This window comes from Clostridium sp. N3C (assembly GCF_900095445.1).
Taxonomy (GTDB): Bacteria; Bacillota; Clostridia; order Clostridiales; family Clostridiaceae; genus Clostridium_AU.
Genome location: NZ_FMJL01000016.1, coordinates 38369 through 54893 on the forward strand (window position 1 = coordinate 38369; position 16525 = coordinate 54893).

Annotated in this window: 13 protein-coding genes; 6 read left to right on the forward strand and 7 right to left on the reverse strand. The window is 32.5% G+C overall.

All coding sequences use genetic code 11. The features are described 5' to 3' along the window. Positions 1-139: 139 nt before the first annotated feature. From N3C_RS06760 to N3C_RS06790, 6 genes are all read right to left on the reverse strand, one after another. Complete coding sequence (locus N3C_RS06760; RefSeq protein WP_074365300.1) at positions 140-1648, reverse strand: bifunctional ADP-dependent NAD(P)H-hydrate dehydratase/NAD(P)H-hydrate epimerase; 1509 nt, start codon at positions 1646-1648, stop codon at positions 140-142. 162 nt (positions 1649-1810) lie between these two features. Continuing rightward, positions 1811-3907, reverse strand: a complete 2097-nt coding sequence (locus N3C_RS14690; protein ID WP_083604454.1) for a sensor histidine kinase — start codon at positions 3905-3907, stop codon at positions 1811-1813. A 166-nt stretch (positions 3908-4073) separates the two neighbouring features. Beyond that, a complete protein-coding gene (gene hydG, locus N3C_RS06775; protein ID WP_074365301.1) occupies positions 4074-5492 on the reverse strand; it encodes a [FeFe] hydrogenase H-cluster radical SAM maturase HydG in 1419 nt (472 codons plus the stop codon). Between the two features lie 196 nt (positions 5493-5688). Next, the gene (gene htpG, locus N3C_RS06780; protein ID WP_074365302.1) at positions 5689-7566 is read right to left on the reverse strand and encodes a molecular chaperone HtpG; all 1878 of its coding nucleotides are present in this window, start codon (positions 7564-7566) and stop codon (positions 5689-5691) included. A 236-nt stretch (positions 7567-7802) separates the two neighbouring features. Continuing rightward, complete coding sequence (locus N3C_RS06785) at positions 7803-8276, reverse strand: DUF4489 domain-containing protein (RefSeq protein ID WP_074365303.1); 474 nt, start codon at positions 8274-8276, stop codon at positions 7803-7805. A gap of 113 nt (positions 8277-8389) precedes the next feature. Continuing rightward, a complete protein-coding gene (locus N3C_RS06790; RefSeq protein WP_074365304.1) occupies positions 8390-9112 on the reverse strand; it encodes a hypothetical protein in 723 nt (240 codons plus the stop codon). A 215-nt stretch (positions 9113-9327) separates the two neighbouring features. Between N3C_RS06790 and N3C_RS06795 the strand changes: the two genes are divergently transcribed. The 4 genes from N3C_RS06795 (at position 9328) to N3C_RS15285 (ending at position 13552) form a co-directional block, all read left to right on the forward strand. Next, positions 9328-11067 (forward strand): hypothetical protein, encoded by a 1740-nt coding sequence (locus tag N3C_RS06795; protein WP_074365305.1) that lies wholly within the window; start codon positions 9328-9330, stop codon positions 11065-11067. A 172-nt stretch (positions 11068-11239) separates the two neighbouring features. Next, a complete protein-coding gene (locus N3C_RS06800) occupies positions 11240-11578 on the forward strand; it encodes an arsenate reductase family protein (protein ID WP_074365306.1) in 339 nt (112 codons plus the stop codon). A gap of 147 nt (positions 11579-11725) precedes the next feature. Then, complete coding sequence (locus N3C_RS06805; RefSeq protein WP_074365307.1) at positions 11726-12424, forward strand: hypothetical protein; 699 nt, start codon at positions 11726-11728, stop codon at positions 12422-12424. An 84-nt stretch (positions 12425-12508) separates the two neighbouring features. Next, on the forward strand, positions 12509-13552 hold the full coding sequence (locus tag N3C_RS15285; RefSeq protein WP_074365308.1) for a L,D-transpeptidase: 1044 nt from the start codon (positions 12509-12511) through the stop codon (positions 13550-13552). Between the two features lie 33 nt (positions 13553-13585). On the opposite strand, the gene N3C_RS06815 is transcribed toward N3C_RS15285, so the two are convergent. Next, positions 13586-14476, reverse strand: coding sequence for a phosphatidylserine decarboxylase (locus N3C_RS06815; protein ID WP_074365309.1), 891 nt, complete (start codon positions 14474-14476; stop codon positions 13586-13588). Between the two features lie 500 nt (positions 14477-14976). Here N3C_RS06815 and N3C_RS15010 point away from each other — a divergent pair, with 500 nt between their 5' ends. Then, positions 14977-15144 (forward strand): hypothetical protein, encoded by a 168-nt coding sequence (locus N3C_RS15010; protein ID WP_178377786.1) that lies wholly within the window; start codon positions 14977-14979, stop codon positions 15142-15144. Positions 15145-15312: 168 nt separating this feature from the next. After that, positions 15313-16521, forward strand: coding sequence for an NADP-dependent isocitrate dehydrogenase (locus N3C_RS06820; protein WP_074365323.1), 1209 nt, complete (start codon positions 15313-15315; stop codon positions 16519-16521). Positions 16522-16525: the final 4 nt, after the last annotated feature.

Sequence of the window (16525 nt, forward strand, 5' to 3'; positions counted from 1 at the left end):
TTCTAGTAGCTTCTAGATTCAAAATTGAGGATCAGCAGATTAGGTTGTTTGACATAATGTAATAAATGAAGTTTGCATAAAAGGAGCTGTTACAAAACTAGACAATTTAGTTTAGTAACAGCTATTTCTTTACATAAATCTATTTTTCGCAAATTATTTCTTTCATAACATAAGGTATCTCTTCAATTATATCCCTTGCATTAACACAATATCTATCCTTGGAAAGTCTATCACCAGCATATCCATGAATATAGGCTCCGCAGGCTGCTGCCTCTAAAGGTGAAAGTCCTTGGGCTACAAAAGAAGCGATAATACCTGTGAGACAATCTCCCATGCCTCCTGATGCCATGGCGCTATTGCCAGTTGGATTTATATAAAGCTTATGGCCATCAGTAATAACTGTTTCATAGCCTTTTAAAAGCACAATTATATTATGTTCTTGGGCAAATTTCTTCGCTATATCCAGTCTAGAAGAATTAATTTCTGCTACAGTTAGCCCAGTAAGCCTTGACATTTCACCGGGATGGGGAGTTATTATAATAGGGTTTTTAGACTTCTTTAAAAGATTTAGATTTTTGGAAAGGACATTAAGTCCATCGGCATCAATAATTATTGGACACTTCGATTCTTCAATAACAAGCTTTAACAGTTCTAGGGTTCCTTCATTGTTTCCAAGGCCTGGACCTATAGCTATGGCGTCGCTGTTATTTATAAGCTCTAAAAGCCTTTCTGTATTTTCATAGTTACAGGTCATAGCCTCTGAAAGTTTGGAGCTTAGAATTTCTTGAATATCTCTGCTGCAGCATAAGGTAACAAGTCCGCTTCCGCTTTTTACTGTTGCTTCCGTTGCTATATATGCAGCTCCTGAAAAACCTTCCGAGCCAGCTATAATGACAACTCTTCCATAATCGCCTTTATGCCCATACTTAGATCTTGGTTTAAGGTTTTTATTAATATGTGACTTTTCTAGAATAAATTCATTATTGTGAAACTCATTGAGGGTACTTTGAGGAATACCTATAGACTCTACCATTATATCTCCAGTGAATTCACTGCTTTTGTAATTTAAAAATCCTCTCTTATAGAATTCAAAACAAATGGTTTTATCAGCTTTAACACAGCATCCTAAGATTTTTCCGCTATCTCCGTTCATTCCGGAAGGGATATCAATAGAAACAGTATAGTTGCTATATTCATTTATGGCTTCAATGGCCTTTTTAAATATTCCTTCAACATCTCTATTTAGACCTGTTCCAAAAATTCCGTCTACAGTTACCTCTGCTTCTAACAAAGAAGTCTTTAATTTATCTAGATTCTCATCTTTGCTTACCTCATTAATTTCTACACCCATATTCTTTAATATATTGTAATTAGCTTTGCAACATTCACTCATATTGCCGCTACCATTTAGCACTATAAAAACTTCTACCTTTTTTCCTAAAACATAAAGATGTCTAGCTGCAGCTAGGCCATCTCCTCCATTATTACCAGCACCGCATATAATTACATAGCTTGAATATTCATCAATATTAAGATGTTTAACCACCTTCAGGGCGGCATTTTCCATAAGCACCATTAAAGGTATACCTAGCCTTTCCACACAGGCTCTATCAACATCACTAGAGTTTTTTGAAGTGCCGATTCTCATAATAACCCTCCACTTACTTATAAAGTCTTACTTATATAAATTATAGCACAATGATAATATTTAAATATGTGAATGAAATATAGAGTTAATAAAATTCATGTAAAAAGAAAGAGTAAAACTACTGGATCAGTGGCTTTACTCTTTCTTTATATTGCTATATACTTAAACACTCTCTGGAATTTGAATTTTGATTAAATCTGAAAACTCTACATGAACCTTATCAACTTCAGGAATAGTAAAGGGAATATTTATTGTATCCTTAGCCGGTGATTCTTCTAAATTAGCTGGCAAAGTAACAGTAAAGGTGCTACCTTTACCATATTCGCTTTCCGCGGTAATTGTACCTTTATGTATTTCTACAAGTGATTTTACAAGATAAAGCCCCATTCCGCTACCTTCATGACAACGGCTAAGAGATTTATCCGCCTGTGTAAATTTATCAAAGATAGTTTTAAGAGTTTCTTTATTCATTCCAATTCCGGTGTCTTTTACAATAATAGACACAGAATCTCCATTATCTATTAGTTGTACGGAAATGGTTGATAATGGATTTGAAAATTTAACAGCATTGGAAAGTAAATTTAATAATATTCTTTCAACCTTGTCCTTATCAAAGCACATATATTTTTCCTCAGTATTGGTGTCAAAATAAAAATCAATGTCGTTATTTTTCATATAATCTACCGTAGATAGTGCGGTATCTTCTATCACTGATACTATGTCTTGTCTTTTAAAAATTGGATTCATATGTCCGGAGTCAAATTTTGATATATCTATGACATTGTTTATTAATCGAAGTAATCTATAGCAATTTTGCTTCATTGCTTGTAAATATTTTGGAAACTCTATATCCTTAGAGTATATTTGATTATTATCGGTATAAAGTTTTAATAATTGTAAAGAACTTAGAATTATATTAAGAGGGGTTCTAAGCTCATGAGAAATATTAACAAATAAGTCGTTTTTCATCTTATCATAATTTGACATTTGCTGTAATAGTTTTTTCTTCTCTTCTAATATTTCTTCCTTTAATTGCACTTTTTCTTTGTATATTTTTAATTGATTTTCGGTTTCTATAAAATAGAAAATTAGAGCAAATGATAGGATAGACATAACTAATAATGCTGCCCACTGTATAGTAAATTTAAAAATATTAGTATTAGTTATGTACCATCTACCTAGTTCTATAATAGCAGCTACAAGAAGGATAATAAGACCAATATCAAAGATTTTTTCTAATTTATTGCCTTTAAGTATGGAATATAAAGTTAAGTATATAACTATAATAATATTAATAAATAAAATGAAATGAAAGTACCTTAAAGTGCTACATATTTGAAATAAGTGTAGGAAACTTCCCAAAATACTTACTGCAGCAAATAAAAATAAAGTAAAGGATATTATATTTAAAAGATATTTAAATTTTTTATTAAGTATGTTTTTTAAAAAGAAGCATAAGAAAATAGGTATAGTGTACAAGGTAATATGAGATTCAAAGCTCCAAAATACCGGTGCGTTTAAAAAATACTGCATTATTAAAGTTTGGGAAATTAACCAAAAACCCATATCTATAGAGCATAGCCCTAGATATAAAAAGGATTTTGTTTTTTCTTTTACTTTTACTTTCTTTAAGATGCATGCGAATATATAAATTAATATAGAACAGGTTCCTAAAAACACAAAAATTCCACATATTATTGCAGTGATAATATCTCTCTTGAAAAGTTTTTCCGGGAAACTATCTTTAGGTCCAATTTCAAAGTTTGCAATAACTCCATTATTAAAGTTATTATAGCCATACATTCTTAAGTAAATAGTTTTTCCTGAATAATCTTCAGGAAGGTCAATAATTTTCCAAAGGGCGCCATTAGCATAGTTATGCTCTAGTGAGCTAAATTCTTCGGATTCATATAGTAGTTTTCCATCTAAATAAATTTGAAAAGCTACGTTATATGTCATAATAAAGATAGCGTCATCCTTTGAAGTTGTATTAGGTAGTGTAGTTCTTAGCCAAAGATAATCTTCCTTTATCTTTCCTAGTTGATTTTTCATTAGGCTGCAAGGTAACCATTCATTTTGAGTGTTTTCTCCTTTTACCATAATCGGATTTCCAAGGTTATCTGTTGGTGAGTCACCAATACTCATTTCCCAGTTGAAATCATTCATTGAATAAACGGAATTTGAAGCTTTATTGGCATATACATTGAAGCCATCTAATAAAATAATTAGCATTAGAAAGATAAGTAAGAATTTTTTCACATTAAAAGCCTCCTTGGAAAATGTTATATGCACACAGTAATTATATCAAAAAATGACCTCAGTTGGCAAATATTAAAAGAAATTAAAAAATATGTTGAAAGAAAGCTTTTTATGCTAAGCAACAGAGCAAAAAATAAACAAAAAAGGCACCAAAAGGTGCCTTTAATTAAAATCTAAAGTCTCTTCTACCTTCCATTATTTCTGAAAGATATTTTTGAGCTCTTTCCCTAACCTTCTCGTTAGGGATTTTTTTCATTTCTTCAGCTATTAGAGCTTCACCCTTTATCTTAGTTTCTGGTGAGGCATAATCCTCTAAGTATTCCTTAAGAGTCATCAAGGCGTTAGGTTGACAGCAGTTTGCAATTTGTCCTGATTTAACAAGTTTCATAAAACGGTCTCCTGTTCTGCCTTCGCGGTAACAAGCGGTGCAGAAACTTGGGATATGATTCATCTCAATTAACCATCTTACTACTTCGTCTAGGGTACGGTTATCACTAATTTCAAATTGAGCGGAATTTTCATCTTCCTCTTCAGGTTCTACATATCCACCTACGCTGGTTCTAGAACCTCCGCTAATCTGAGACACCCCTAATTGAAGAACACGTTCTCTAGTTTTCTTGGATTCACGAGTTGATACTATCATGCCTGTATAGGGTACGGCTATTCTAATAATTGCTACAATCTTAGCAAAAATATCATCGGATATAGCATTTGAAAATTCATCAGGGTTTATATCATCTGCAGGTCGGATACGGGGAACGCTTATAGTATGAGGTCCAACTCCCATGGTAGCTTCTAAATGCTCTGCGTGCATTAATAGACCTACAAGATCATACTTGTACAAATTAAGTCCAAATAAAACTCCAAGACCTACATCATCGATACCAGCTTCCATGGCTCTGTCCATAGCTTCAGTATGGTAGGCATAGTCATGCTTTGGCCCTGTAGGATGTAGTTCTTCATAAGCTTTTTTGTTATAGGTTTCCTGGAACAGTATGTAGGTTCCAATACCAGCATCCTTTAGTTTCTTATAGTTTTCTACTGTAGTAGCGGCTATATTTACATTTACACGACGGATTGCTCCATTTTTATGTTTTACGCTATATATTGTATCAATGCTTTCAAGAATATATTCTATAGGGTTATTGACAGGATCTTCTCCAGCTTCTATAGCTAAACGCTTATGTCCCATATCCTGTAGGGCAATAACTTCCTTTCTAATCTCTTCTTGAGTTAGTTTTTTTCTTGCTATATGTTTGTTCTTATAATGGTATGGGCAATAAACACAGCCGTTAACACAGTAATTTGATAAATATAGAGGAGCAAACATAACAATACGATTACCATAGAATTTTTCTTTAATCTCTTTTGCGAGTTTAAACATTTTTTCATTTTCATCTTCTAGGTCACATTCCAATAGTACTGCTGCTTCTCTATGGTTTAACCCCTTACATTCTTTGGCTTTTTCTATAATACTGTCTATTAGTTTACGATTTCTTTTGTTTTGCTCTGCATAAGCAAGAGTGTCTAGTATCTCCTCATCATCTATGAATTCTGTTGCGATTTTCGATTTGACATTATACATAAAATATACTCCCCCTTTATGATTAACGGCACTAATACTATTATAATTCTTTGATTTTATTATAGTCCTCTTTTTAATATCCTTCAAGTAAAGCTAAACCAATATAGCCTTTATACTTCAAAGCTTCAATTAGATGTAAAGGTGAAATTAAAGGCTTTTTCGCAAATACATTGCGAAAAAGCCTTTATTAAGCAAGCTACTTCATTATCTGACAAATCTTATTTGTAAAGTCTACTGGGTCGTTAATAGGCAAACCTTCAATTAATAATGCCTGATTGTATAGCAGTTCTGTGTAAAGGTTAAGCTTATCTTTGTCATTTTCATAAGCATTTTTTAGGGCATTGAATACCTCATGATTAACGTTTATTTCAAGCACTTTTTCTGCCTTTATGTCTGGATTGCCAGGCATGGAGCTTAAGACCTTCTCCATTTCTATAGTGAATTCACCTTCATTAGATAGACATACAGGATGAGTCTTTAATCTCTTTGAAGCTCTAACAGCTTTTACCTTGTCACCTAGGGCATTTTTCATGTAATCAAAGAGATCCTTGTTTTCCTCCTGCTTCTTATCATCTTCTTTAGTTTCCTCGTTTTCTATGCCAAGGTCACCACTGGATACGGACTTAAATTCCTTGTCCTTGTAGCTCATCAACATTCTTATAGCAAATTCATCTATGTCTTCTGTAAAGTATAAGATTTCATAACCCTTATCTGCCACTAATTCAGTTTGAGGCATTTTTTCAATTCTTTCTATGGAATCGCCAGAAGCATAATAAATGTATTTTTGATCTTCAGGCATTCTAGAAACATATTCCTCTAAAGTGACTAATTTCTTTTCCTTTGAAGAGTAGAACATTAATAAATCCTGAAGCACATCTTTATCTGCACCAAAGTTATTGTATACTCCAAACTTTAACTGTCTGCCAAAGGATTCATAGAATTTCACATAGTTGTCCCTATTATTTTTTAGCATACTTTCTAGTTCGCTTTTAATTTTAGATTTTATGTTCTTAGCTATAAGCTTAAGTTGTCTGTCATGTTGCAAGATTTCTCTAGATATGTTAAGGGATAAGTCGTCTGAATCTACTATTCCTTTTACAAAGCTAAAGTAATCCGGTAATAGTTCTGGGCACTTGTTCATAATAAGTACGCCACTGGAGTAAAGTTCTAAACCCTTTTCATAATCCTTTGTATAGAAATCATAAGGAGTTTTTTCTGGGATAAACAATATTGCATTATAGCTTACCATACCGTCAACGCTAATATGGACGTAGCTTAAAGGTTTATCAAAGCCGTAGTGCTTTTCTGCATAGAAGTTTTCGTAATCTTCCTTAGTAAGCTCATTTTTATTCTTTTTCCATATTGGCACCATGCTATTAATGGTTTTTTCTACGGTATACTCTTCATATTCTTTATCGCTACCTTCCTTAAGTCTGCTTTCTGTTACATCCATTTTAATTGGATATCTAATAAAGTCGGAGTACTTCTTTATTATTGATCTTAATCTATATTCCTGAAGGTATTCATCATAGTTTTCTTCTTCTGTATTATCCTTGATTTCAAGTATAATATCTGTACCTACTGTGTCTTTCTCGCAAGGTTTTATGGTATAACCGTCTACTCCATCAGATTCCCATTTGTAAGCTTCGTCGCTGCCAAAGGCTTTACTTATAACAGTAACCTTCTTAGCAACCATAAAGGCTGAATAGAAACCTACACCAAACTGTCCGATTATGTCATGACCGTCCTTTATTTCATTTTCTTTCTTAAAGGCAAAAGAACCACTTTTAGCTATAACTCCAAGGTTTTCATCTAATTCTTCCTTTGTCATACCAATACCGGTATCGGAAATTTTAAGAATTCTCTTTTCCTTGTCAGCGCTTACCTTTATGTAGTAATTCTCTTTATTAAAGGTTATGGAGTCATCTGTTAATGCCTTGTAGTAAAGCTTATCGATAGCATCACTGGCATTAGAAATAAGTTCTCTTAAGAAAATTTCCTTATGGGTATAGATTGAGTTAATCATAAGATCTAGCAATCTTTTGGATTCTGCTTTAAATTGTTTTTTTGGCATATATAATTCTCCTTTCATTTTGAAATTAAAATGTAAAGTGTAATGAAAGAAAAAGCGGAAAATATTTATGTAAAATATATTAGAACTTTCCCTTATACCTACATAGAATTTTATTAGCACTCTTAATTGATGAGTGCTAATCCAAATATAAAATAACGCTCTTTTCATTATTTGTCAATGGCTTTTGTAAAATAACGCAAAAAACTCGGGATATAAATCTCGAGCTATTATAAGGCTTATCTTCCGTCTACTGCTAAGGCAGTAAGAGTTGCGTTAGGAATAGTAAGCCCTGGAACCACATCTATTACAGAATTTGTTGAAATCTCAACAGTGTAGGTGTAGCAGCCTGCGCATGGGTTGCAGTCGCAGAATTGGAAGCTGAAGGCTTCAGATTCTAAAACAGCTGCTAGAGTTGAGAAAGTGTAAGTTCCTCCAACCTGTTGAGCTTCTTCGCCATCACGAGATCTCTTTATAATGAAGTTTAAAGTAACAGATACACCTACAGGAAGAGAAACTATACCAGTGAAGGTTAATAATACTGTAGGCTTATACATTCTTGTAGTGTCAATGTTAACACTAACTACAGGGATTGGATCAGAGAAAGTTGTATTAATTACAGGGAAAGGACCTGCTCCACCAGTAGCGCACTTTAATATAGCTTCTCCTGGTACTGGATGATAGCAATATCTTTCAATGTTTTCAGAATTCATACGTGTTCCTCCTTTTTTAAAATTTATTGTATTTCTTTATCATCTTTAGTGCTCTTGGTTATTATCTTTAAGTAATCCTAATATAGAATATGACGCTTGGACATAATTGTTACTTATAGAGTAATAAGTTTAAGTTTTTCATCTGGATAAAATTTAGCTGTAGGTTTTTCCTCAAAGTCTTCCAAGACATAATTCCTTCTACTGGAATTAAAAGCGCTATAAGGAAGAGGATAATAACCGTAATTTGGAACCAGGAGTGGTACATTGATTTCCGATTTAACTATTAGATGAAAGTCTAAGGTTATATCTAAAATTTCATCTCCTCTATTATCTATAGAGAGTTTACCATCTAAGGCTTGAGCTAAGAGTTCAAGTTTTATAGAATTTTTATTTTCAACATAACCAAATCTTCTTTGGGCAGGGCTATCCGGTATATAGAACTTAGGAATAGTTTCAGTTCGATTAATTTCATAGAACTCACTACGTTTATTTCCCTTAACATCTAGATAATCAGCATAAAAGGATATGACGAAATTAATAATCACCCTGTAATATCCTGCTTTTAGCTTTAGAGGTGTTTTTTCAAGGGAAGTGAGCTTTACATCAAAGTCCCTGCAATATAAATAGCGTTTAGGGCGAATAAGGGGAGTGCTGCGAAGTTCCCAGTCAGTGCTATCAGTATCAAAGCCTTCTGCGTATACTAAGGTTCTTTTTATCAAATATTGATCAAAAATTCTAGGAACATCAATACAGTAGATTTTTTCTGTCTGTGAATTAGTTTTCTTCATAGTTATAAGATTTGTCCTAGGTACATTTTTATTTAATTTAAGGGCCATGGTGAACCTCCTTTTAATTGCTTAAGTTATTATCCACCTATAAAAGGAGATAATGAAATGATAATTTTTGTTAGATATCAATATAATATGCTGGTATTTCAAAGTTGTGGTAACATAATACAGAAAAAATTCATATTTATGTATATTAGTAAAAGCTTTATTGAAGCCGGAATTAGGTCAAGCTTTTAAAAGTCTAAATGTACAGGAGGTACGTGATGAATAGTAAAAATTCCTGGATATATGTAGATTCTTTTGATAAAAAGTGGCGATTTTTTATAACAGACAGTAGTGACTTGGCCTATTCAATTGATGATAAAGATGGCATCTCCTCGGATAATAAAATAATAGATAAAGATGTGCTTAGTTTTACAATACATGTAAATGGTAACCAGCTGCATATAATCTATTTTAATAAAGATAGGGAACTTAAGTATTGCAAGTATAAAGAGGGGGCTTTCTATGGTACAACCATATATCAGTTTGAAGGTAAGCAGCTGTTAATACAAGAACTTAAGGCTTTAGTATGTGAAGATCTACTGCATATTTTATATATTAAAAGCTCTGAGGATTGCAATGATAGGGGGGTACTGAGTCATTGCATATGGGACGGTGACAAGGTTGACATACAGGAGCTAAAGCCCATTAATCTTGTAAGCAATATAGAGGATCACTATGCCGTAGAGCGATTAAAGGGAAAGGAGCTCTATTTATACTTTCTTACTGTTGAGAATGAGTTGGTAAAGGTCATTACTGGTAGATATAATGGTTATCGATGGGGACGGTTCGTTAGACTTTATACAATTACGGGAGATGTTCTTTTCTTTGATGCAAAGAGTCTTTATGGTGTAATTAATATATTAAATGTAACTAAGGAAGATGGAAAATATTCTGTTGATGTGGTGGAAGTTAGTAATAGAGCAGAACTATTAAGCAGCACTAAGCTTTTTGAAAGCAAGAGTTTTAAAGATAGTACTGTATTTATGAAGGCTGAAAATAAACTATATGCCTGTTGGAAAGGAAAGAAAGGTATATATGTGTCAGAAAGGGATGAAATCTTTTGGTACAATCCAACAGAGTATAAAATTAAAGAGAAGAGTGAAATCCATACCTACAATTTTGCTATTAGTAGTGAAAATCCTAATTATTTAGAGGGAAACAAAATTTTAGTTTTAGAAGGATCTGAAAGTTTTAAGCTTTTTTATCCGCCTATGATTCAAGTTACAGAAGATCAGCAATTTTCTACAGAAGACAATTTAGTAGAACTACTTTCCCAACTGGAGAAGTCAAAGGAATCCATTGAGAAGTTAGAAAAGAAGATGGAATTAACGGAGTTTCAGCTACAGCAATTAAAAGAAGAATCAAAAAAGCATATAAATGAAGGGGATAAAGAGCTTATTGAACAGGAAAGTATAGATGACACAAAAGAATTAGTAGTACCTAAATATAAAAATGTGCCCTTAATAACTAAAAGAGTAATCTCCAGCCATCAAGGAGAGGGATATATTCCTGAAGTTCGCATCGATGTGCCAAGACATATACGAATAGGGGCAAAGGTAGAAAAAGTTCTTCTAAAAAGACCACGAATTAGAAGAAGTACTATAAAAATTATGGAAGTACCAGATAAGAAAGAATATTATAAGGTTAGCTTTAGGTATAAATTACCTTATATATTTGAATTAGAAAGTAAAAAAGGCAATCTGTATAGATTTATGGGAGAGATTGAGGACAGACATGAGGCAACGGTATATATTCCAATAGAAGCAGAGAAGCAGGGCTATAGATTTGAGCTTGATATATCCTTAATAGAAGCTATAAATCCAGTATTAATCAGTAAAGGCTTTAAGTTTTATGTAAACTTACTAATTACAACAAAGGTTATTGTAGAAGAAGAAATCATAGTACCCCATTACTCAAAAGATTATCCTAAAAATCTGGTGAATCCTGATAAATCTTAGGTTTAAAGTGGCTTATAGCCACTTTTTTATTCAGGTAACAAAAATATTACAAATAATTAATTTTTGAATGTTCTATTTTGCTGTATAATATATTAGGTATAATTAATGAAGATTTACATATAGATAGCTCTATTATATATTGAAGTGTTTATGTACTTGAGGGAGTGTAAAGGTGAATATTCAAATATTTGGTACAAAAAAGTGTTTTGATACGAAAAAAGCTGAAAGATACTTTAAAGAAAGAAATATAAAATATCAATTTATAGATTTATCCATGAAAGGCCTTAGCAAGGGAGAACTTCAAAGCGTGTCAGCGGCAGTAGGCTTAAATAATTTAATTAATACTAAGTCAAAGGAGTATAAGACTTTAAATATTGAAAATATAAGAAACATCAGTGTTAAGGAAGAAATACTGTTAAAAAATCCAAAGCTCTATAGAACTCCTATAGTTAGAAATGGCAAGCAGGCTACCGTAGGCTATGAGCCAGATATATGGAAGGAATGGCAATAGTATAAAAATTATTATCAAGTAAGCACAGTAATGCCAAACTAAAATAGTATATATTAAAGGGAACTTTATTGTATCATCTTACTACTAAGATGGAAATTAGAAAACCCTTAGAGATTTTAGAATCCTCTATACGGAGGTGGAATACTTATGCTGAGTTATGCATTGTTAATAGCATTACTGTACTCTGGTGATAATAAAAATTTAAAAACCTTACTTGCTATTGCTACAGCCCTAGCAATGCTTAAAAGTGATTCTCCAAAAAAAGTTAGAAGGCCAAGAAATAAAAGGGCAAGAAGAATATTAGCAGAAAGAGCTCTTGCTAAAAAGGAAAGAAAAGAAGAGCTTCTTGATAAGGTTCAGATTTTATTACCTATTATTATAAAAGCATTAGAAAAGCTATATGCAAATTCAAGCAATAAAACTAATGCACAAAGTTATGGTAAAAACACTAGAAAGATTGTAAATAATACTATCTCCAAAAGTGAAGAGAAAGATGCCAGGGATGAAAGAAAAAATAAAGAGTATAAGGAAGCTTATGCTACTAAGGAAGTTAGTAGCTTGAATGATAATCATATAGGAAATATTAATATAATTGAAGAGGAAGAAGAGCAATTTAAAGAGCCAGAAATAGTATATAATACAGAAGATATATGGAAGAAGGATAGAAAAAGGAATATTGCAGAAGAGATAAAGGAAGCTTTTCATGGTACTGATGTAAATTTAACACTGAAAAATGGAGAAAGGCTAAAAGGAGAAGTAGTGGGAGAATATAATGGCTTTTTGATATTAGAAAGTTGTGGTATATTAAAATACGTGGATGGAAAAGATATTGAAAGTTTTTCTTAAAGTTATAATTCTTATATAATTGCTTAAGATAAATCTCCTAACTTATTGTTAGGAGACTAATACCAATTTGGGGGGAATTAAAAAATGAAAAGAAAGAAGGTAATGTTGTCTATAGTTTTAGTTATAGGCATACCTTTAGGTGGTTTACTTTGCGGAAAAAGTGTACAAGCAGCTCAATTAAAAACTTCTATAAATAATGCTTTTAGCACAGGTGATTATGAAAAAGCTTTGGTTATTTATAATAATGCTGCTGGAGACTTATTAATAAGCGACGTTTTTAAATTAAAAGGAAAAACTCATTCTATGATAAGTAATGAAGTAGATAAGATTAAAAAAGATTATTTAGACTATAAGATAAGTTACGAGGAAGCAAAAGAAAAGTTAGATTTTCTAATGGGATTTAATATTTTAGAAGCTAAATTTATAGATTCTGCACTTAAGAATCTAGAGGTTATTGAAAATAATAGACAAGCTTTAGGCAATGCTGAGAATTTATTAAATAAGAAAGAATTTAATCAGGCTTTGAAAAGTTTAAAAAATATCACTGAAGAGGATGAAAATACCCATGAAAAAGTAGAGTCATTAAAAGAAAAGATTTTAAAAGCCTATAGAAATGAAATATATCTAAAAGTAGATGAAGCTATACAAGCAAATAAGCTATCTGAGGCGGAAGCTTTATTAGATGAACATAAGAATATACTGAAAGATATTTCTTCAAAGGATGAAGAGATGGTTAAGGATTATTCAAGTGATACTAAATTTCTTTTGTTAGTAGATATAGAAACTCAAAGAACAAAAATTTTCCTAGGAGAGAAGGGAAATTGGAGGTTAGTAAAAGACTACATATGTTCTAGTGGAGCTCAAGGAAAAGACACTCCAAAAGGTACATATACTATAGCTAGCAGAGGTGAATGGTTCTTTAGTCAAAAGTATCAACAAGGTGCCAAGTATTGGGTGCAATTCCAAGGAGACTACTTATTTCACTCCCTGCCCATGGATCAGGAAAAAAATATAGTGGATTACACATTAGGTAAACCAGCTTCTCACGGCTGTGTCAGATTAAAAGTAGAGGAAGCAAAGTGGTTGTATGATAACATTCCTTCTGGTACGAAGTTAATAGTACAATAAACAAGCCAAGCCGCCCATGGGCGGCTTGTTTTTCTAAATAAACTTAACACCTATTTTTTCACCAAAGTTTACCTTAGTTTCATAGCCCAGTTTTGATTGTTCTAGAATATCATTGTCTATTTTTACCTTATCCTTTTCTAGAAAGATTATAACAGTGGAACCACCAAATTTAAAGTAGCCCTTTTCTTCTCCTTTAAGAATTCTCCGTCCAGGTGTATAGGATTGAATGATGGAACCTACACAGGTAGCACCTACCTCTACGTATAATACTTGGCCAAAGTTATCAGATTTAAAGAGGCTCCATTCTCTTTTGTTTTGGCAGAAGAGCTTTTCCTTTTTATTTAAGGCCATAGGATTAACGGAATAATAGCTTCCTTTAATCTTATTAGTTTCTCCACATACACCACTATCTATAAAGTGAAATCTGTGATAGTCCGTAGGGCATAGTCTTAAGATCATGCAAATACCTTTATCAAAGGTTTCATATAAATGGGAAGAACCTAGTAACTCCTTGAAGCTATATGTAAGCCCCTTAACCTGCACTAGCTTATCTAAATCTATGTTTTCAAATACCATAAGCCTTCCGTCACCAGCAGATATGAGAGAATTTTGGTTCATATCTACAGGTCTTCCTTCTGCAGTAACCTTTCTTACAAAGAAATCATTAAAGCTATTAAAATTAGGGCTCTGTTTTTCACAAACAGACATATCTATTTCAAATTCCTTAATGAATTTTGGAACCTTCCTAGCACTTAGTTTGCTATCGCAGTATTTGCCATAGAGCTTGGAGAAGAACTTCTTTTTCACAACCATTTCTAAAATAGTCATACCTACCGGTGAGGAATAAAGCCAATTTAGATATCTGTCTCCAGCTACCTTTTCAGTTTCATATTTTCCTGTTTTTCTATTGTAGTATTGGATCATATCATTTCTCCTTAATCATTAATAAAGATTAGTGTAAATATTATAATATATTGATGGAAATTGTTCCAAGACTATTAAATTCTTTTAGAATATAATAAAAAATGTTCTTTTTTTATTACATTTGATCATTGAGATGATAGGTAATACATGATAAAATTACCATATAATAGGATTAGGTCTCTAATTATTATAGAAGATAGTATAATAATATAATTGCATCCAGCCCTTTGCAATATTGTAGAAGGCTATATTTCAGGAGGATTCATAGATATTTTACTAGCAATGGTTTAAATTCTAATACAATTGAAAAACTGGATAATAACCCAGATCTATTAGTGGCTACTGGGAATAAAGTGAAATCTATTTATAGTTTATATGATAGTCAAAATAAAGTAATAGCCATAAATGCTCCAGTGCTTATGGAGCTAACTCCCACATATTTATAAATTCAAAACTTAAAACCAGAGGATATATTAAATGACATTGACCATAACTATGCAGTGCTAAATAGTCATTATATTAATGATTACTTAAATCTGGAGGACATACATGGCGATAAGATTAAGCTTGCCGGGAAAAATAGTAAGCCTCAACTTCTAGTTCCTGAAGCATATAAGAGTAAGGAGAAGCAAATAAAAGAAGTTTATATTGAGATTGGAGCAGGGTAAGCTAGTACAATAGGACAAGAGCAATTATGAATAAAATGGCACATATTCTTGCACAGCTTACAGCCTTCATTTATAATTATAGGTGTTTGGTCGGATATTTATGGTGTAATTTGAATGATACCAGGAAACAAACTTTCAAGAATTTTATATAAGAAAGAGGGGCTAGGAATGGAAAAGATTAAAATGAATGTGCCATTGGTAGAAATGGACGGAGACGAAATGACCAGAATTATGTGGAAGATGATTAAGGATGTGCTCTTGGAACCATATGTTGAGTTAAAGACAGAATATTACGATTTGGGGCTAGAAAAAAGAGATGAAACTAACGATCAAATTACTATTGATGCAGCAAATGCTATTAAGAAGTACGGTGTAGGTGTAAAATGTGCTACTATAACACCTAATGCTGCTAGAGTTAAGGAATATAATCTTAAGCAAATGTGGAAAAGCCCTAATGGTACCATTAGAGCTATCTTAGACGGTACTGTATTTAGAACTCCTATAATAGTTAAAAATATAAAACCTTTTGTAAAGACTTGGACAAAACCTATAACAGTAGCAAGACATGCATACGGTGATGTATATAAAAATACAGAATTTAAGGTTGAAGGACCAGGAACAGTGGAATTAGTATACACTGCTGCAGATGGTACTGTTACAAAGCAGCTTGTACATGAATTTAAGGGTCCTGGAGTAGTTATGGGAATGCATAACTTAGATAAGTCCATAGAAAGCTTTGCAAGAGCTTGCTTTAACTACGCTTTAGATATGAAGCAGGATTTATGGTTTGCTTCAAAGGACACAATTTCAAAGATTTATGACCATAGATTCAAGGATATTTTCCAGGAAATATACGATAATGAGTATAAGGAAAAGTTTGAAGCAGCAGGTATAGAATACTTCTACACTCTTATAGATGATGCAGTAGCTAGAGTGGTTAAATCTGAAGGTGGCTTTATTTGGGCTTGCAAAAACTACGATGGTGACGTTATGTCTGACATGGTAGCAACAGCCTTTGGAAGCCTTGCAATGATGACTTCTGTACTTGTATCACCAGAGGGCTACTATGAGTATGAAGCAGCTCATGGAACTGTACAAAGACATTATTATAAACATCTTAAGGGAGAAAAGACTTCTACAAATTCTATGGCAACTATATTTGCTTGGACAGGTGCTCTAAGAAAGAGAGGAGAACTTGATGGCATAAAAGAATTAATAGACTTTGCAGACAAGTTAGAAGCAGCTTCTATAAAGACTATAGAAGAAGGGGTTATGACAGGAGATTTGGCACCTCTTTCTGAGGCTCCAAATAAGACAGTTGTTAATACAGAAGAATTCCTATATGAGATTAAAAAGAGATTAGAAGCAAGTTTATAAATGT